At 59.3% G+C, this 17,321-nt stretch carries 13 protein-coding genes and 1 pseudogene; 6 read left to right on the top strand and 8 right to left on the bottom strand.

Annotated features, from left to right (window positions below; genetic code table 11):
• Positions 1-56: 56 nt before the first annotated feature.
• Together OYW20_RS21235 and OYW20_RS21230 are read right to left on the bottom strand one after the other, a co-directional pair.
• Entirely contained in the window at positions 57-590 is a 534-nt protein-coding gene (locus tag OYW20_RS21235) for a DUF2778 domain-containing protein (RefSeq protein ID WP_268797875.1), read from the bottom strand.
• 26 nt (positions 591-616) lie between these two features.
• Positions 617-1,116, bottom strand: a pseudogene (locus OYW20_RS21230) (Hcp family type VI secretion system effector).
• Between the two features lie 529 nt (positions 1,117-1,645).
• Here OYW20_RS21230 and kdgD point away from each other — a divergent pair.
• The 3 genes from kdgD (at position 1,646) to garD (ending at position 5,666) form a co-directional block, all read left to right on the top strand.
• A complete protein-coding gene (gene kdgD / locus OYW20_RS21225) occupies positions 1,646-2,557 on the top strand; it encodes a 5-dehydro-4-deoxyglucarate dehydratase (protein WP_268797874.1) in 912 nt (303 codons plus the stop codon).
• Between the two features lie 172 nt (positions 2,558-2,729).
• On the top strand, positions 2,730-4,100 hold the full coding sequence (locus tag OYW20_RS21220; RefSeq protein ID WP_268797873.1) for an MFS transporter: 1,371 nt from the start codon (positions 2,730-2,732) through the stop codon (positions 4,098-4,100).
• Positions 4,101-4,112: 12 nt separating this feature from the next.
• Complete coding sequence (gene garD, locus OYW20_RS21215) at positions 4,113-5,666, top strand: galactarate dehydratase (RefSeq protein ID WP_268797872.1); 1,554 nt, start codon at positions 4,113-4,115, stop codon at positions 5,664-5,666.
• A gap of 143 nt (positions 5,667-5,809) precedes the next feature.
• Here the strand turns inward: garD and OYW20_RS21210 are convergent, their stop codons facing one another.
• The 6 genes from OYW20_RS21210 to cra form a co-directional block, all read right to left on the bottom strand.
• Positions 5,810-6,811, bottom strand: coding sequence for a ketopantoate reductase family protein (locus OYW20_RS21210; RefSeq protein ID WP_268797871.1), 1,002 nt, complete (start codon positions 6,809-6,811; stop codon positions 5,810-5,812).
• 114 nt (positions 6,812-6,925) lie between these two features.
• Complete coding sequence (locus tag OYW20_RS21205) at positions 6,926-7,693, bottom strand: alpha/beta hydrolase family protein (protein WP_268797870.1); 768 nt, start codon at positions 7,691-7,693, stop codon at positions 6,926-6,928.
• Positions 7,677-8,801, bottom strand: a complete 1,125-nt coding sequence (locus tag OYW20_RS21200; RefSeq protein ID WP_268797869.1) for a DUF3182 family protein — start codon at positions 8,799-8,801, stop codon at positions 7,677-7,679. The genes OYW20_RS21205 and OYW20_RS21200 overlap by 17 nt, the downstream gene beginning before the upstream one ends.
• A gap of 93 nt (positions 8,802-8,894) precedes the next feature.
• On the bottom strand, positions 8,895-9,287 hold the full coding sequence (locus tag OYW20_RS21195; protein WP_268797868.1) for a low affinity iron permease family protein: 393 nt from the start codon (positions 9,285-9,287) through the stop codon (positions 8,895-8,897).
• A gap of 106 nt (positions 9,288-9,393) precedes the next feature.
• Entirely contained in the window at positions 9,394-10,173 is a 780-nt protein-coding gene (locus tag OYW20_RS21190) for a TatD family hydrolase (RefSeq protein WP_268797867.1), read from the bottom strand.
• Position 10,174: 1 nt separating this feature from the next.
• Positions 10,175-11,170, bottom strand: coding sequence for a catabolite repressor/activator (gene cra / locus OYW20_RS21185; protein ID WP_268797866.1), 996 nt, complete (start codon positions 11,168-11,170; stop codon positions 10,175-10,177).
• A gap of 432 nt (positions 11,171-11,602) precedes the next feature.
• Between cra and ptsP the strand changes: the two genes are divergently transcribed.
• From ptsP to OYW20_RS21170, 3 genes are read left to right on the top strand one after another with little or no spacing between them, the layout of a single operon-like run.
• The gene (gene ptsP / locus OYW20_RS21180; RefSeq protein WP_268797865.1) at positions 11,603-14,464 is read left to right on the top strand and encodes a phosphoenolpyruvate--protein phosphotransferase; all 2,862 of its coding nucleotides are present in this window, start codon (positions 11,603-11,605) and stop codon (positions 14,462-14,464) included.
• Complete coding sequence (gene pfkB, locus OYW20_RS21175; protein ID WP_268797864.1) at positions 14,464-15,405, top strand: 1-phosphofructokinase; 942 nt, start codon at positions 14,464-14,466, stop codon at positions 15,403-15,405. The genes ptsP and pfkB overlap by 1 nt, the downstream gene beginning before the upstream one ends.
• A 12-nt stretch (positions 15,406-15,417) precedes the next feature.
• Complete coding sequence (locus tag OYW20_RS21170) at positions 15,418-17,157, top strand: PTS fructose-like transporter subunit IIB (protein WP_268797863.1); 1,740 nt, start codon at positions 15,418-15,420, stop codon at positions 17,155-17,157.
• Positions 17,158-17,321: the final 164 nt, after the last annotated feature.

Below are 17,321 nucleotides of genomic sequence, written 5' to 3'. Positions count from 1 at the left end.
CACTGTGAGAAAAAGTGTGAAGGTGATTTTCAATGAAGCTGTCAGTACTCTCGCTATCATTTAGATTTGCTGGATGATTTGTCGAGCACCTCAAGTACCCCGTAGTATTTGATGCTGGTTCCTTCCAGCACCTCGCCTGGCATATTTCTGATGAAAATCCTGAGTTCCTCAAAAGCCAGTTCGGAATTCAACGTTACGCAGCCCTGACTGATACGCTGTGGGCCAACGGGATGAATACGAAACGCGCCTCTGGATATGTTGTTCACGGACGTTAGGTCATCGACTACTCCATCGTCGCGGTATAGGCTAAGCCATTCGCTCCTGTTAGTTCTGGCAAACAGGTCTTTTACGGGTTCTCTAATCCAGCCCATCATGCCCCCGGACTCTCTGTCCAAAATATAGTACCGTCCCAGTGGCAACGGCCCGCTGTTGACAATATCTTGATATTGGGCATCGTTGACGTAAGTAGCGCTGTTGCCTGAAAAAGCTTCATAAGTCATTCCCTCGCACGTCAACTCACTCAACGGTTCGCCGTTAAGTACATAGGTGCAGTAAGCAATATTCGGGTTCCGCTCATTTTTACCAGCCATGCCAGCTATCCTCCATCGGGGCGGCGTTACGCATAAATCTTGTTCGCGACACCATCCCAGCCTCCAACAATCTGGCCACCGCCTGATCCATCAGAGCGCTTCTGCTGTATATAGGTCATCTTGATCCGTGCGTAATTCAGACGGATTGTTTCAGTGGGGAAACCGATTTCTTGCTGCCGTTCCCATTCAGTGATACTGACGAGACAATCACTTCTTCGAGTTTTATCTCCAGGTATTTAATCTTGTCGTTGCCGGCCCGATTCAACGCGATGGTGACTTCTTTGAAGTGCTTGCCACTGCAGCAGGCTTCATGCAGTTTCGGCGTTGCTTTATCGACAGCTTTTCGGAAGTACAAATCACTCATTTTCGCGCGACCACTGCTGGCCCCACCCGAACTCGTCGTGCTTGCGGAGGCTGACTGGCTGGCACCAACATCAAAGTCCTCCATCTCAATCCAGTCTTTGAACTGCGCATCCAGTGACTCACCCGGGATGTCAGCCATTTTCAAAAATGCATCAATTGCCATTTCGTTTCCTTACTTGCGGTTCGCGTTGATTAAGAAATCTGAATTTGAACCGCAACGACTTTAGCGACGTGACGCGGCCCGCAGAAGGTTTTCCAAGCAGGTGCGCGAGCAGTTTCAGAGAAGGACTACAACGTCTGGATCACTGGACTACGGAATAATCCGAGAGGGCGTGAAAGCGTTTGATTCTGGCCGGAAGCCTTAGGAGTGAGCTCGCTCGCATCGGCTGCGCAGCAGTCGTAGAGCTGAAGCTGCAGTTCTTTCTGAAAAGCCGCATTAACCGGAATGCTACCGCTTCGCGCCAGATCGCGAGCAAGCGCGCTCCTACAAGTGCCACGCGCAGGCTGTAACCTCCAACAGTCAGGCGCCTTCGCCCACCCCGCCGTCCCTGAAAATCACCACTCATCCTCACCCGTCATAAATATTTCAAAACGCTATTGAGTGATCCCCTTCCCAGTTGTACGATGACTTACGACATCAGCACAGGACTGATGCTTCAATCACAAAAATTGCTCCCCAGGGTGTTCGAATAATGAATCCACAAGAACTGAAGTCCATCCTCTCTGCCGGTCTGTTGTCCTTCCCGGTTACCGATTTCAATGCTCAGGGCGATTTCCATCGCGCGGGCTACATCAAACGTCTCGAGTGGCTCGCCCCGTACGGCGCCACTGCCTTGTTCGCGGCCGGTGGTACTGGTGAGTTCTTCTCCCTCGCCGCCAGCGAATACTCCGAAGTGATCAAAACTGCCGTCGACACCTGCGCGACCACGGTGCCAATCCTGGCTGGCGTGGGTGGTTCGACTCGTCAAGCGATCGAATACGCTCAGGAAGCCGAGCGCCTGGGCGCAAAAGGGCTGTTGTTGCTGCCTCATTACCTGACCGAAGCGAGCCAGGACGGCGTCGCCGCCCACGTTGAAGCAGTCTGCAAATCGGTCAAGATCGGCGTGGTTGTCTACAACCGCAACGTCTGTCGCTTGACCCCAAGCCTGCTGGAGCGTCTGGCCGAGCGTTGCCCTAACTTGGTCGGCTACAAGGACGGTCTGGGCGATATCGAACTGATGGTCTCTATCCGCCGCCGCCTGGGCGACCGATTCTCCTACCTGGGTGGCTTGCCAACCGCTGAGGTCTATGCGGCTGCTTACAAAGCGTTGGGCGTTCCGGTCTATTCCTCTGCGGTGTTCAACTTCCTGCCCAAAATGGCCATGGATTTCTATCACGCCATCGCACGTGATGATCACGAGACAGTTGGCAAGCTGATTGATGATTTCTTCCTGCCATACCTCGACATCCGTAACCGCAAATCTGGTTATGCCGTCAGCATCGTCAAGGCCGGCGCCAAAATCGCTGGCTACGACGCAGGTCCTGTACGTACGCCACTGACCGACCTGACTGCCGAAGAGTTTGAAATGCTTGCTGCGCTGATGGACAAGCAGGGCGCGCAATAAGCAGCACGCACCCCATAAAGAACCGCTGAGCAATCAGCGGTTTTTTTCCGTCGGGTTCGCATGTTTAAAAAAGATTCAATCGCAGCTGAATTCAGGGGCAGCCGCGAGCAGCGCGCACACACATAAAGATCGTTTAACCCGCACAAAAAAATAATTAGTGGGAGTTTCGAACATGCTGAAAACCAAGCCGACTCACGTCCGGTATTTGATCTTGCTCATGCTGTTTCTGGTGACAACGATCAATTATGCAGACCGTGCAACCATCGCAATCGCGGGCTCCAGCCTGCAAAAAAGTCTCGGCATCGATGCCGTCACCCTCGGATTCATCTTCTCTGCATTTGGTTGGGCGTACGTGGCGGGTCAAATCCCCGGCGGCTGGCTGCTAGATCGTTACGGCTCCAAGAAAGTCTACGCACTGAGCATTTTTACCTGGTCGTTGTTTACCGTCCTGCAAGGTTATGTCGGTGAGTTCGGACTTTCGACCGCGATTTTCCTGTTATTTGCTCTGCGCTTCATGGTGGGCCTGGCCGAGGCGCCATCCTTCCCTGGCAACGCGCGCATTGTGGCGGCGTGGTTTCCGACATCCGAGCGCGGCACGGCTTCGGCGATCTTCAACTCGGCGCAATACTTTGCCACCGTACTGTTCGCCCCGATCATGGGCTGGATCGTTTACACCTTTGGCTGGCAGCACGTGTTCGTCGTGATGGGCAGCATCGGCATCGTGTTCTCGCTGATCTGGCTTAAAGTTATCCACAGCCCGCGTAACCACCCGAAAATCAACAAAGCCGAGTTTGACCACATCGCCAACAACGGCGGCATGGTCGACATGGATCAGGACAAAGGCAAGGGCTCGGCCAGCGGTCCGAAATGGGACTACGTACGCCAGTTACTGACCAACCGCATGATGCTGGGCATTTACCTGGCTCAGTACTGCATCAACGGCATCACCTATTTCTTCCTGACGTGGTTTCCGGTGTACCTGGTTCAAGAGCGTGGCATGACCATCCTCAAGGCCGGTTTCATCGCGTCGTTGCCGGCTATCTGCGGCTTCGTGGGTGGCGTCCTTGGCGGCGTGATTTCCGATTACCTGCTGCGCAAAGGGCATTCGCTGACTTTCGCCCGTAAGGCGCCCATCATCGGCGGTCTGCTGCTCTCTACCTCCATCGTGACCTGTAACTATGTTGACGTTGAATGGGTCGTAGTGGGCTTCATGGCGTTGGCCTTCTTCGGCAAAGGCGTTGGCGCACTGGGCTGGGCGGTCATGTCCGACGCGTCGCCGAAACAAATCGCCGGTTTGAGCGGTGGTTTGTTCAACATGTTCGGTAACATCGCGTCGATCACCACGCCCATCGTGATCGGGTACATCATCAGCTCCACAGGCTCGTTCAAGTGGGCGCTGGTGTTCGTCGGTGCAAACGCGCTGGTGGCGGTGATCAGTTACATCTTCATCGTTGGTGAAATCAAACGTGTAGAACTCAAGGAAACCCCAACGAAGGGTTCCCTGCCGGCCAGTGAAGCCGAGCTTTCTCAAGCGAAAATCTGAGGAACAACCGTGATGAACTTGATTCAACATGCCGACTCGCCACGTTATATCCGCTTGCACGCGCTCGATAACGTCGTCGTCGTGGTCAATGACCAAGGCGTCCCGGCGGGGACAGAATTCGATAACGGTCTGGTGACCGTCGATAACGTTCCGCAAAGCCACAAGGTGAATACGGTGGACATCGCCGAGGGCGAGCCGGTCATCCGCTATGGCCACACCATCGGTTATGCGTTGCAGCCGATTCCGAAGGGCAGTTGGGTCAAGGAAGATCAGCTGCGCATGCCGTCAGCGCCACCGCTGGACAGTTTGCCGATGTCCGATGCGGTACCGCAGAAAGGCGAGGCGCTGGATGGCTTCACCTTCGAGGGCTATCGCAACGCCGATGGCACGGTGGGCACGCGCAACATTCTGGGCATCACCACGACAGTTCAGTGCGTCACCGGCGTGCTGGATTTTGCGGTGAAGCGCATCCGCGAGGAGCTGCTGCCCAAATACCCGAACGTCGATGATGTGGTCGCCATCACCCACAGCTATGGCTGCGGTGTGGCCATTACCGCAAAGGACGCGTACATCCCGATTCGCACGGTGCGCAACCTGGCGCGCAACCCCAATCTGGGCGGCGAAGCGCTGGTGATCAGTCTGGGCTGCGAGAAATTGCAGGCCGGTCAGGTCATGCATGAAAACGACAGCTCGGTGGACCTTACCGATCCGTGGTTGTACCGGTTGCAGGATTCCAGTCACGGCTTCAACGAAATGATCGAGCAGATCATGGAGCTGGCCGAAACACGCTTGAAAAAACTCGATCAGCGTCGTCGCGAAACCGTGCCAGCGTCCGAGTTGATTCTGGGCATGCAATGCGGCGGCAGTGATGCGTTTTCCGGGATCACCGCTAACCCGGCGCTGGGTTATGCGTCCGACTTACTGTTGCGCGCGGGCGCCACGGTGATGTTTTCCGAAGTGACCGAAGTGCGCGATGCCATCTATTTGCTGACCTCACGGGCTGAAACCATGGAGGTCGCCGAAGGGCTTGTACGCGAAATGGACTGGTACGACCGATATCTGGCCAAAGGCGAGGCGGACCGCAGCGCTAATACAACGCCGGGCAACAAAAAGGGCGGATTGTCGAACATCGTCGAGAAGTCGCTGGGTTCTATCGTCAAATCCGGTAACAGCGCAATCAATGCGGTATTGGGGCCTGGCGAGCGTGTGACGCGAAAAGGGCTGATTTTTTGCGCAACACCCGCCAGCGATTTTGTCTGCGGGACGCTGCAATTGGCGGCCGGGATGAACCTTCACGTGTTCACCACCGGACGTGGCACACCGTACGGGATGGCGATGTCGCCAGTGGTCAAGGTGTCGACCCGGACCGAGCTGGCGCAACGCTGGCCGGACCTGATCGACATCGACGCTGGCCGGATTGCGACAGGGCGTGCAAGCATCGAGGAGCTGGGCTGGGAGCTGTTCCATTTTTATCTGGATGTCGCCAGCGGCAAAAAGAAAACCTGGACCGAGCACTACCGTTTGCACAACGACATTACCCTGTTCAACCCGGCGCCGATTACCTGATCGATCCTTCTCGGGCAAGCGCGCGCCTACAGGGCTGAACTGAACTTGTGGGAGGTAGCTGCTAGCGAAATGCTGTTCGGAGGTGATTTCTCGTGACCGGAATGGCCTCATCGCGAGCAAGCTCCCTCCCACAATTCTGGCACTCAATGCCGCACGTGATCCTTGTGCGGGTGTTCGGCACAGAACCTGGCGAGGGTCACGACGCTGCGGGTCACCGGCATGGGTACGTTGACCTTCTGCGCCATCTCCAGCACTGCGTCGCCAATGGCGGCCAGCTCCAGCGGCAATCCCTTTTCGAAGTCCTGCAGCATTGAGGTGCGGATCGCGCCCATGCTGGCGCCGAACTGCATGAACGTCGTTGGCTCCATGCTCAGGCGGGCGTCGTACGCGGTCGCCACTGCCAGCACTTCGTGAAACGTTGCCAGTGCCAATTCGCGCATCTGCGGCAGGCCGTAAATCTGCTCCAGCGTTGCCCCGGTGATCACCGACACAGGATTGGACGTCAGGTTGGCAATGATCTTGGTCCACAACTGATCACGAATCCGGTCCGAGCCCTGGGTTTCGATACCTGCGCGTGCAATCAGCGAGCACAGCTCTTCAAGGCGCGGAGTCAGCGCGTTGTTAAGCTCTCCAAAGACAATCCGGTACGCGTTGTGGGTGCTCACCACGCCGGGGCCAGAGCTTTGTGCGGTCATGAACACCACGCAACCGATCACGTTGCGCGGGTCGAGGGAGGCATGGATCACGCCGTCCGGGTCGACACTGGTAATGGGCTCACCGTCAAAGCGCCCACCTTCGCCATGGAAGTACCACCACGGCACGCCGTTGACCATCGGGATTACCCGCGTATCAGGGCCGATCAGCGGCTGAATCTGTGGCAGCAGCGTGGTCAGCGAAGGCGCTTTGGTGCAGAGGAACACCACGTCCTGCACGCCGAGGGCAGCGGCGTCATCACTTGCATTGACGGTAACGTGATGCCGACCTTCCAGATCGTGCAGATGGATGCCGTTGCGTTGCAGGGCGGCGAGGGTTTTGCCTCGGGCGAACACACTGACCGGCTGGCCGCTCAAGGCGATACGCGCGGCCAGTGTGCATCCGATGGCGCCAGCGCCGGCAACGCACACGCGCAGGGAAGAAGAATTCATGACAGCTCCAAATGATCGAACAACGGCTGGGTGAGACATCAGCCCGTTGCGCAATATCGCTTGAACTCAGTCCTGCGCGCCAGCCCGTCCGCGCCCTGCCGGGCAACGTTGCCGTCAGGCGAACTCGGCGGAGTGCGGGTAATCGACGATGCGTGAGCCAATGACCATTTCGCTGATCCAGTTGCTCAGCATCGTCGTGTAGGCCTGCTGGCTGGTGTCACTGGTCAAGGCATGATCAGCCCCGTCGACCAGGCGATAGGTCAACGAGTGCGCCAGATCGAATGCTGTGCGGTAACTCATGACGGTTGCGTGCGGCACATAGTCATCGGTTTCAGACTCCACCAGCAGCACATCGCCCTTGAAGTCCTTGCACGCGGCAAGGGCACGGTTGTCAGCTGCCGTCACGGCGGAGCGTCGGTAATGCGCCAGCTTGTCTCGATCAAGCGCTTGCTTGGGCATGTCCCAATCGGCATCCCAATACAATGCCGGTACCCGCAGCGCCAGCCACTTCACCGGGCGGATGCCGCTCAGAATGGTCGCCAGGTAGCCGCCATAGCTGCTGCCGATCACCGCAATGGCGGTGTTGTCGACGGCAGGATGGCTGGCCAGTCGGTCATAGGCGGCCAGCAAGTCGGCCATGCTCTGCTCGCGGGACACAGACGCACGCATTTCGTGAGTGCGCTCATGGCCACGTAAATCGAAGGTCAGGCATACGCAGCCCAGCCCCGTGATGTTTTTGGCGCGTGCCAGGTCGCGTTGCTGACTGCCGCCCCATCCGTGGACGAACAAGATGCCGGGCAGTTTGGCGCCCGGCGTGAGAATGGTGCCGGAGATAGTTTGATCATCGACCGCGATGTCGATGGTTTCACTGCGTACCGTCATGGGGCTGGACCTGTGTGAATTTGGTGATGAAGCCGACGTCAGGATCATCGCCTTCGTAAAGCACGTTAGCGTCTGCGGGCAGCGTGGTTTCGCCGTAAATCTCGTGGGTCGATACGCTGATGCGGTTCAGGCCCGGATCGGCGGCGAACGCCTCCAGTGCCTGGATCTCCGCCGGGCTTGCACCGCCGATTCGCCAGGACTGCTCTAGCACGCCGGAGCAGACCTGCCCGCGTGAATTGGTGCCATGTGCGATGTCGTAATTGCGCCTTGACGCCAGGAAGCCGGGGAAGCAATCGAACGCCGCTTTTTCGTAGCTCATTGCCTGACTGACCGATTTTCTGACATCCGCGTCGAGACCGAGTTTGAGCAATTCGTTGTAGTCGCCACGTACCAGACACAGTTCAGACCCTCCATAAACCGTCTCGCCATTGTTGTCCTGCGTCAGGCTCTGGGTGCCGTGATAGCTGATCACTATCCCCGCGACCTCGATTTGCCCGACGCTGTAAGTGATCACATCGCTCAGGTCCTCTTCCAGCACCAGGCCCCACTCTTGGACCTCGGCGGCGTCTTGCGCCTTGATGGCGGCATCGAGTTCAGTCTCGGTTCTGGCGACAATCTGCCCACGTCCTGCGGTGGCGAGCACAGGCTTGATCCTGACGGGGCCCTGCGTGAGCAGCTGTTTGCCGGCGCGGTGAGCGTCGCCCAGGTTGAACACGGTAAAACCGCGCAGCACCGAATCGGCAGCATCTTCGAAGAAACGCTCCGACCAGCCCTTTGGTGTAGTCGTGGCGTCTTTGAGCAGCGGATGTGAGATGGCCTTTGTTGCCATGAAGGGGTGCTGAATCAAACCGCCGAAGAAGTCGTCCACTGAACGAATACTCAGGATCTCACTGGCATCTTTGCCAATCAGCGTGTCGGAAGGGATGAAGTAAAGCCCGGCGCCTTTGTGCAGCGTCGGGTCGTAGAGCCCCGAAAACGTTGCGCCCAATAACCGGGCGATCTGAGCCCCCAATGCCGAATGCACGGCGACTTCATGGGTGGCGAGAGTTTTATGGGTGGAGAGCAGAACAACTTCAGACTTTGCGTTGCTGGTGTATAGCCCGCTCATACGCCGAATCCTTGTTTGGATTACCTCAAATTGAGAAGCCCTCAGCGCCGCCTAGTTCATCGGCGCTGATCAATGGTCGGCTGCCTTGGCGGGCTAATCGTTCAAAGGTTCTGGAAATGGCTGGGTGTGATCCACGTCTTCGTTGGCGCCCATGGCTTTGTATTTTTTGCGCAGCTGGTGTAGCTCCTTCTGGTCCAGATTGTCGAGACTGAGCACTGCGTTTTGCGCATCCTTGGAGACGCGTAGCAGCTCATCGATCTTGATGTGCAGCTCATCGGTGTCGCGGTTCTGGGTGTTTTGAATCAGGAATACCATCAAGAAGGTGATGATGGTTGTTGAGGTGTTAATGATCAGTTGCCACGTGTCGTTGTAATGAAAAAGTGGTCCGGTGCAGGCCCAGACGATGATCAGCAACACGGCGACGAGGAAGGTTCTGGGGCTGCCCGTCCACTTGGATAGCGCTTGGGCAAACTTCGAAAATTTCATTACCGGTGTCCTTGGTGCAGAGAATGGATATCTGGATCGATACCTAAGGGACCGCCACAAGGCTTTGAAATTTCTTTTTACAAAATGAAATCATCTGGGAAGCGCGTCACGTCCAGCCGAACACCGCGTTGGCATTGCGCGTGCTGACATCCGCAAGCGTTTGAGACTTGATACCCATCAAACCGGCCAGCGCGCTGCAAATATCCGGCAAATGCATCGGGCTGTTGCGCTGCTGTGGGTACATCGCGGGCGCCATGTCCGGTGAGTCGGTTTCCAGCACTACGCTGTCCAGCGGCAGGTCGGCAATCACCCGGTGCATGCGCAGCGCCTGCGGCCAGGTGGCGGCGCCGCCCAGGCCCAGTTTGAAGCCCAGTTTGATGTACTCGCGTGCCTCCTCACGACTCCCTGCAAAGGCGTGAATGATCCCTGCGCGGGCAAGCTTGAAGCGCTTCAACGTGGCGATGACATCAGCATGGCTACGACGAACGTGGAGCAGGGCGGGCAGGTCGAAGTCGGCGGCCATTTCCAACTGGGCGTCGAAGACCTGTTGCTGCCGCGTGCGGTCCAGCGTCGGGACGTAGTAATCCAGCCCGATCTCTCCCACCGCGCACAGCTTCGGGTGCCCCGCCAACTGCGCCAGACGATCACGGAGCGCCTGAACATGCTCAGGCTGATGCTCATCGAGGTAGACCGGGTGCAAGCCCAGCGCTGCATAAACGCAAGGCTCTTTAAGCGCCAGATCCCAGACGCGCTGTTGATTGCGCTGATAGACACCCAGCACCACGATGCGCTCGACACCCAACTGCGCACACTGGTCGAGTAGCGCATCACGGTCGGCGTCGAAGTCGTCGAAATCCAGGTGGGTGTGCGTGTCGATCAGCCTCACATCACGCCCCGTGAATGCGTTGCTTGAAGGTGCGGACAATGGCGTGTACGCCCGGCTCGTAGTGGTCTTTCTCAATGGCGGCCAACGCCAGCGACAGGGCTTTCTCTGCGATCAGCGGGTGCTGTTGCGCCATGGCATTGACCGGCAGCGGGAGGAAGTCCAGCAGTTGAGTGTCGCCAAACGTGCCGAGGTGCAACTGGTCCGGGTTCAGGTTGTGCTTTTGCAGCAGGTCGAATACGCCCTGAAGCAGCACGTAGGAGGTGGTGATCAACGCATCGGGCATGTTGCCCAACCGGTCGAACAGTTCGCCCGCCAGGCGCAGCCCGCAGTCCCGGCTGAACGCCTCGCCGTGCTCGATGATCACCTCGCCGGCGAAGCCATCCAGTGCGTCGCTGAAGCCGCCCGCTCGTTCCCGGCTGACGCTCAGCTCAGGTCGAGCACCAAGCAGCGCGATGTGCCGTGGATGCGTTTCGAGCAGGCTGCGGGTCAGTTGCTGGCTGGCGTCACGGTCATCGCTGACCACTGAGCAAAACAGCTCAGGGTCCATTTCCCGGTCGATGGCAATGATCGGCAGGCCTTGCTTCTGCAACTGGCGATAACTGTCGTCACTGGCTGGCAGGCAACTGGCGACAAACAGCGCATCGCACCGACGTGCGCGGAACAACTGCAACAATTGCAGTTCACTGATCGGATCATCGTCGGAGCTGGCGATCAACAGTTGGTAACCGCGAGCCCTTGCGCCTTGTTCCAACTGCTTGGCGATCCGCGCGTAACTGGGGTTTTCGAGGTCCGGCAGAATAAAGCCGAGGGTGCGTGTGTGGCGGCTGCGCAAACCGGCCGCCTGCGGGTTAGGCGTGAAACCATGCGCCTCAACAACGGCACGCACACGCTCGACGGTAGCGCTGCTGATCCGTTGCTGTTCGGCCTTGCCGTTGATCACGTAGCTGGCGGTGGTCACGGACACACCCGCCAAACGCGCAATATCACTAAGTTTCAACCCGAACGTCCTTTTGTTATGTGAGCGGTTTCTTATTGTGAGCGGTGCTATGGGGATAGCTCGATTACCCGGCCAGCGATCTTCGCCGATCTGCGTCGTCATTGCATCAGACTCACGCCAGACGACACATTACTGTAGGAGCGAATTTATTCGCGAGGCGATCGTAAGCACGGCAAACGCTGCGACCTGAAACATCTTTTGCGAACGAATTCGCTCCTACCGATTCGACCGGATGGACTTCAACCCGAAGAGATTATCGAGTAACGTGCCTGCCACTTTAGATTAAACGATTCAGCGTGCGAATTTCCTTTGCTGCAATCCCGTAAAAGCGATGGTCAGAGTGATATCGCTTTTTCGCTGAAACGGTCGATCATCGATGATCGGTCCACAAAACAAGAACCAGGCGCCACCCCGCGCTGTAAGGAGAAATGCATGCTCGAACTCACCGTAGAGCAAATATCCATGGCGCAAACCGCGGTGGATAAACCCGCCGCACTGAACCTGCTCGCTGATCTGCTGGTGGCCGATGGTCTGGTAGCCGAGGGCTACCTGGCCGGGTTGCAAGCGCGCGAACAGCAGGGGTCGACGTTCCTCGGTCAAGGCATCGCCATTCCGCATGGCACCCCTGAAACACGCGACCTGGTGTTTTCCACGGGCGTGCGTCTGATGCAATTCCCGGAGGGCGTGGATTGGGGCGACGGCCAGATCGTCTACCTCGCCATCGGCATCGCTGCCAAATCCGACGAGCACCTGCGATTGCTGCAATTGCTGACCCGCGCCCTGGGCGAAACTGATCTGGGTGAGGCATTGCGCCAGGCCAAGGATCCGGAAGCGCTGCTCAAGCTGCTGCAAGGTGCGCCGCAAGCGTTGGCGCTCGACGCGCAGATGATTACGCTTGGCGTCTCCGTTGATGACTTTGAAGAACTGGTCTGGCATGGCGCGCGACTGCTGCGTCGTGCCGACTGCGCCAGCAACGGCTTCGCGGCGGTTTTGCAGCAGGTTGAACCGCTGCCGCTGGGTGATGGCCTGTGGTGGCTGCACAGCGAGCAAATGGTCAAGCGTCCGGGCCTTGCGTTTGTGACGCCGGACAAACCGATTCGCCATCTGGGTCAGCCGCTGACCGGACTTTTTTGCCTGGCCAGCCTGGGTGAAGCCCACCAAGCGCTGCTCGAACGCCTGTGCGCGTTGTTGATCGAAGGCCGCGGCCATGAACTCGGCAGCGCTAAAAACAGCCGTGCCGTCCTGCAAGTGCTGGGTGGCGAGGTACCTGATGACTGGCCAACCGAGCGTATTACCCTGGCCAATGCCCACGGCTTGCATGCCCGTCCGGCGAAGATTCTCGCGCAGTTGGCCAAGAGTTTTGATGGCGAGGTGCAAGTGCGGATCGTCGATGCCGGCGAAACTGCGGTGTCGGCCAAAAGCCTGAGCAAGCTGCTTAGCCTGGGTGCCCGCCGCGGACAGGTACTGGAGTTCATCGCTGAGCCTCGTGTGGCCGGCGATGCACTGCCCGCGTTGATCGCGGCTGTACGTGAAGGTCTGGGGGAAGAAGTCGAGCCGCTGCCGACCGTGGCGCAGCCGACACCGGTTGCTGCCGCAGTTACCAAGACACTCACAGCACCGGCGGACGGCAGCCAGATTCAGGCTGTGGCTGCCTCACCGGGTATCGCCATGGGTCCTGCGCATGTGCACGTGCTGCCAGTGCTGGATTACCCGCAAATGGGCGAGTCGCAGTTAGTCGAGCAGGATCGCTTGCAGTCGGCGCTGGTTCAGGTGCGCCAGGACATCGAGCGGCTGATTGAGCGCAGCAAGGCCAAGGCCATTCGCGAAATCTTCATCACCCACCAGGAAATGCTCGACGACCCCGAGCTGGTGGACGAAGTGGCCGCGCGCCTGAAAAAAGGTGAAAGCGCCGCCGCCGCCTGGATGAACGTGATCGACGCCGCAGCCCGTCAGCAGGAGCAACTGCAGGACGCGCTGTTGGCCGAGCGTGCAGCGGACCTGCGCGACGTCGGCCGCCGCGTGCTGGCGCAGATGTGTGGCGTCGAGGACTTGGTGGAGCCCGAGCAACCGTACATTCTGGTGATGGACGAGGTCGGTCCTTCGGACGTGGCACGCCTTGATCCGGCCCGTGTCGCGGGCATCCTGACCGCTCGCGGCGGCGCCACTGCGCACAGTGCCATCGTGGCGCGTGCGTTGGGCATTCCGGCGCTGGTTGGTGCTGGCGATGCTGTATTGCTGATCAAATCCGGTACCCAACTGTTGATCGACGGTCAGCGTGGACGCCTCAACGTCGCGCCGGACGAAGCCACTGTGCAGCGCGCAATCCAGGAGCGAGACACCCGCGACAAGCGTTTGCAGGCCGCTGCTGCCTTGCGCATGGAGCCTGCGATCACCCGCGACGGCCATGCGGTAGAAGTGTTCGCCAACATTGGTGACAGCGCCGGTACACCGGCTGCGGTGGAGCAAGGCGCCGAGGGTATTGGCCTGCTGCGTACCGAGCTGTTGTTCATGGCGCACAGCGAGGCGCCGAACGAGGCTACGCAAGAAGCTGAATACCGTCGCGTGCTGGACGACCTGCAAGGCCGTCCGTTGGTGGTGCGCACGCTGGACGTCGGCGGCGACAAACCGCTGCCGTACTGGCCAATCGACAAAGAAGAAAATCCCTTCCTGGGCGTGCGCGGCATTCGCTTGACCTTGCAGCGGCCCGACGTGATGGAAAGCCAGCTGCGTGCCTTGTTGCGCGCGGCAGACAACCGACCGCTTCGGATCATGTTCCCCATGGTCGGCACCGTTGAAGAGTGGCGTCAGGCGCGGGACATGACTGAGCGTCTGCGCCTGGAAATCCCCGTGGCTGACTTGCAGCTGGGGATCATGATCGAAGTGCCTTCTGCTGCATTGCTGGCGCCGGTTCTGGCCCGGGAAGTGGATTTTTTCAGCGTCGGCACCAACGACCTGACGCAATACACCCTGGCCATCGACCGTGGCCATCCAACGCTTTCAGCCCAGGCTGACGGCCTGCACCCGGCGGTCTTGCAACTGATCGACATCACCGTGCGAGCCGCTCATGCCCATGGCAAATGGGTGGGCGTATGCGGCGAGCTGGCGGCGGACCCGGCAGCCGTGCCGATTCTGGTCGGGCTTGGCGTGGATGAACTCAGCGTATCGGCGCGCAGCATTGGCGAAGTCAAAGCCTGCGTGCGCGAGTTGAATCTTATGGGTGCAAAACAGCTGGCGCAGGCGGCCTTGATCGCCGGCACAGCGGGTGAAGTCCGCGCGCTCGTGGAGGGCTTGTAATGGCGAAAATTCTGACATTGACCATGAACCCGGCGCTGGACCTGACGGTGCAGCTAGGCCATTTGCAGGTGGGCCAGGTCAACCGTAGCGACGCAATGCTGTGTCATGCGGCAGGGAAGGGCCTGAACGTTGCTCAGGTGCTCGCCGATCTCGGCCACGAACTGACCGTGGCCGGTTTTCTGGGCGTGGACAATCAGCAGCCGTTTGAAACCCTGTTCGCTCAGCGCGGCTTCATCGACGAGTTCGTGCGGGTGCCCGGCGAGACTCGCAGCAACATCAAGCTGGCAGAGGGCAGCGGCCGCATCACTGATCTCAATGGTCCAGGCCCGCAGGTCAGCGAGCAGGCACAGCAAGCGCTGGCAACGCGGGTTCAGCAGATCGCTTCGGACTTCGATGCGGTCGTCGTGGCGGGCAGTCTGCCGCGTGGTGTCGATGCGCAGTGGCTTAAAACGCTCCTGCTCAATCTGAATGCCCAAGGCCTCAAAGTTGCTTTGGACACCAGCGGAGAAGCCTTGCGCGCAGGCCTTGAAGCCTCGCCGTGGCTGATCAAACCCAACACCGAAGAGCTGGCCGATGCACTGGATGCGCCGATTATCTCGATTGACGCTCAGGCGCAGGCCGCTGCGCAGTTGCGTCAGCAGGGCATCGAGCACGTGGTGATCTCCCAAGGCTCCGAAGGCGTGCACTGGTTCAGCTCCAGCACCGCTTTGCAGGCGTTGCCACCCAAAGTCACGGTCGCCAGCACTGTGGGTGCCGGTGACTCGTTGCTGGCCGGCATGGTGCACGGCTTGCTCAGTGGACATCCACCGGAACAGACCTTACGCATTGCCACCGCCATTGCGGCCATGGCCGTGACACAGATCGGCTTCGGCATCAATGACGTCGCGCAGCTCAAGCGACTTGCCAGCGGCGTGAACGTACGTCCGCTGACGGAACAATAAGAGAGGATGGTCATGAAGTTAGCGATTGTTACGGCCTGTCCCAACGGCAAGATCAGCAGTGTCCTCAGCGCGCGTCTGCTTGACGCCGCCGCTCAGCGTCTGGGTTGGAGCACCAGCGTTGAAGTGCACAATCCTCGCAATCCGGAACAGCAATTGACGTCTGCCGATATCGATGCGGCGGACTGGGTGCTGGTGGTTAACAGCGGGGCGCTTGACCTGCAACGTTTTGCAGGCAAAAAGCTTTACCAGTCAACACCTGCGCAAGCGTTGCAGGACGCCGACGAATTTTTGCGCACAGCCTCTGAACTGGCCGTGGTCTACGTCGCGCCTGATGCGTCGGCTGCTGCGCCGGTTGCCATCAGCGCCCAGCCTCGTCTGGTGGCCGTCACTGCATGCCCCACTGGCGTGGCTCACACCTTCATGGCGGCCGAGGCGATCACGCAGGCTGCGAAAAAGCTCGGCTATGAGCTGCAGGTTGAAACGCAAGGCTCAGTGGGCGCGCGCAACCCGCTCGGCGCTCAGGCGATTGCCGACGCCGATGTGGTGTTGCTCGCTGCCGACATTGAGGTCGCGACCGAGCGCTTTGCCGGCAAACGGATTTACCGCTGCGGCACCGGTATTGCGCTAAAGCAGCCCGAAGCCACGCTGAAAAAAGCCTTGGCCGAGGGCAAGGTCGAGTCCTCGCAGGACGCCTCCAAGGCGCCCGCCAAGCAGGAGAAAACGGGTGTCTACAAGCACCTGTTGACCGGTGTGTCCTACATGCTGCCGATGGTGGTGGCGGGTGGTTTGCTGATCGCGCTGTCGTTTGTTTTCGGCATCCATGTGGCAGAAGAGCCTGGCACGCTGGCCGCTGCGTTGAAGCAGATCGGTGCGGGCGCTGCGTTTCAACTGATGGTGCCGCTGCTGGCGGGTTACATCGCCTACTCGATCGCCGACCGTCCGGGGCTTGCTCCCGGCATGATCGGCGGTCTGCTGGCGAGCACGCTGGGCGCGGGCTTTATCGGCGGGATCATTGCCGGTTTCATTGCGGGCTACAGCGCGTGGGCGGTCAATCGTTACGCGAAACTGCCGCAGAGTCTTGAAGCCCTCAAACCGATTCTGATCATTCCGCTGCTGGCGAGCCTGTTCACCGGGCTGGTGATGATTTATGTCGTGGGCCAGCCGGTCGCGAGCATGCTCGAAGGCCTGACGCACTTCCTCGACACCATGGGCACCGCCAACGCTGTGCTGCTGGGCGTGCTGTTGGGCGCGATGATGTGTGTCGACCTGGGTGGGCCGATCAACAAGGCGTCTTACGCATTCTCGGTCGGTTTGCTGGCCTCAAGCAGCGGCGCGCCAATGGCTGCGACCATGGCGGCCGGTATGGTGCCGCCGATTGGCATGGGCATCGCGTCGCTGATTGCTCGTCGCAAGTTCGCGCAAAGCGAGCGTGAAGCCGGAAAGGCGGCGCTGGTGCTGGGGTTGTGTTTCATCTCCGAAGGCGCCATTCCGTTTGCGGCCAAAGACCCGCTGCGCGTGATCCCGGCAAGTATCGCGGGCGGCGCATTGACCGGCGCGCTGTCGATGTATTTCGGCTGCAAGCTCATGGCGCCGCACGGCGGGTTGTTCGTACTGCTGATCCCGAACGCGATCAACCATGCACTGCTTTATCTGCTGGCGATTGTGGCGGGCAGCCTGTTGACTGGCGTGCTGTACGCCGTGCTCAAACGCCCGGAAGTCGTCGAGCTGGACACCGCGCCCGCCGGGGCATGACCCCTTGGACCTGTAGGCACGAACGTGTTGGCGAGGCGATCTGGCGGTATGGGCCTGATCCTGCGCCGCGCGAATGAATTCCCGCCTACAGGTTGTGGGTCCGGCAGAGGTTCAGTTGAGGGTAACGCTTGCTGGTGCCAGTGGCCTTAACTGCGCCGGAGCAA

Origin of the sequence: Pseudomonas sp. BSw22131 (genome assembly GCF_026810445.1) — a bacterium.
Classification (GTDB): Bacteria; Pseudomonadota; Gammaproteobacteria; order Pseudomonadales; family Pseudomonadaceae; genus Aquipseudomonas; species Aquipseudomonas huanghezhanensis.
Note: the sequence above shows the minus strand (reverse complement) of the source record. Positions and strands in the feature narration are given on the sequence as shown.

Excerpts from the sequence above, each read along its gene's own strand:
- OYW20_RS21205 (WP_268797870.1), bottom strand. The coding sequence starts at position 7,693 with ATGACGGTACGCAGTGAAACCATCGACATCGCGGTCGATGATCAAACT.
- ptsP (WP_268797865.1), top strand. The coding sequence starts at position 11,603 with ATGCTCGAACTCACCGTAGAGCAAATATCCATGGCGCAAACCGCGGTG.
- pfkB (WP_268797864.1), top strand. The coding sequence starts at position 14,464 with ATGGCGAAAATTCTGACATTGACCATGAACCCGGCGCTGGACCTGACG.
- OYW20_RS21195 (WP_268797868.1), bottom strand. The coding sequence starts at position 9,287 with ATGAAATTTTCGAAGTTTGCCCAAGCGCTATCCAAGTGGACGGGCAGC.
- kdgD (WP_268797874.1), top strand. The coding sequence starts at position 1,646 with ATGAATCCACAAGAACTGAAGTCCATCCTCTCTGCCGGTCTGTTGTCC.
- OYW20_RS21200 (WP_268797869.1), bottom strand. The coding sequence starts at position 8,801 with ATGAGCGGGCTATACACCAGCAACGCAAAGTCTGAAGTTGTTCTGCTC.
- OYW20_RS21235 (WP_268797875.1), bottom strand. The coding sequence starts at position 590 with ATGGCTGGTAAAAATGAGCGGAACCCGAATATTGCTTACTGCACCTAT.
- OYW20_RS21220 (WP_268797873.1), top strand. The coding sequence starts at position 2,730 with ATGCTGAAAACCAAGCCGACTCACGTCCGGTATTTGATCTTGCTCATG.
- garD (WP_268797872.1), top strand. The coding sequence starts at position 4,113 with ATGAACTTGATTCAACATGCCGACTCGCCACGTTATATCCGCTTGCAC.
- OYW20_RS21170 (WP_268797863.1), top strand. The coding sequence starts at position 15,418 with ATGAAGTTAGCGATTGTTACGGCCTGTCCCAACGGCAAGATCAGCAGT.
- OYW20_RS21210 (WP_268797871.1), bottom strand. The coding sequence starts at position 6,811 with ATGAATTCTTCTTCCCTGCGCGTGTGCGTTGCCGGCGCTGGCGCCATC.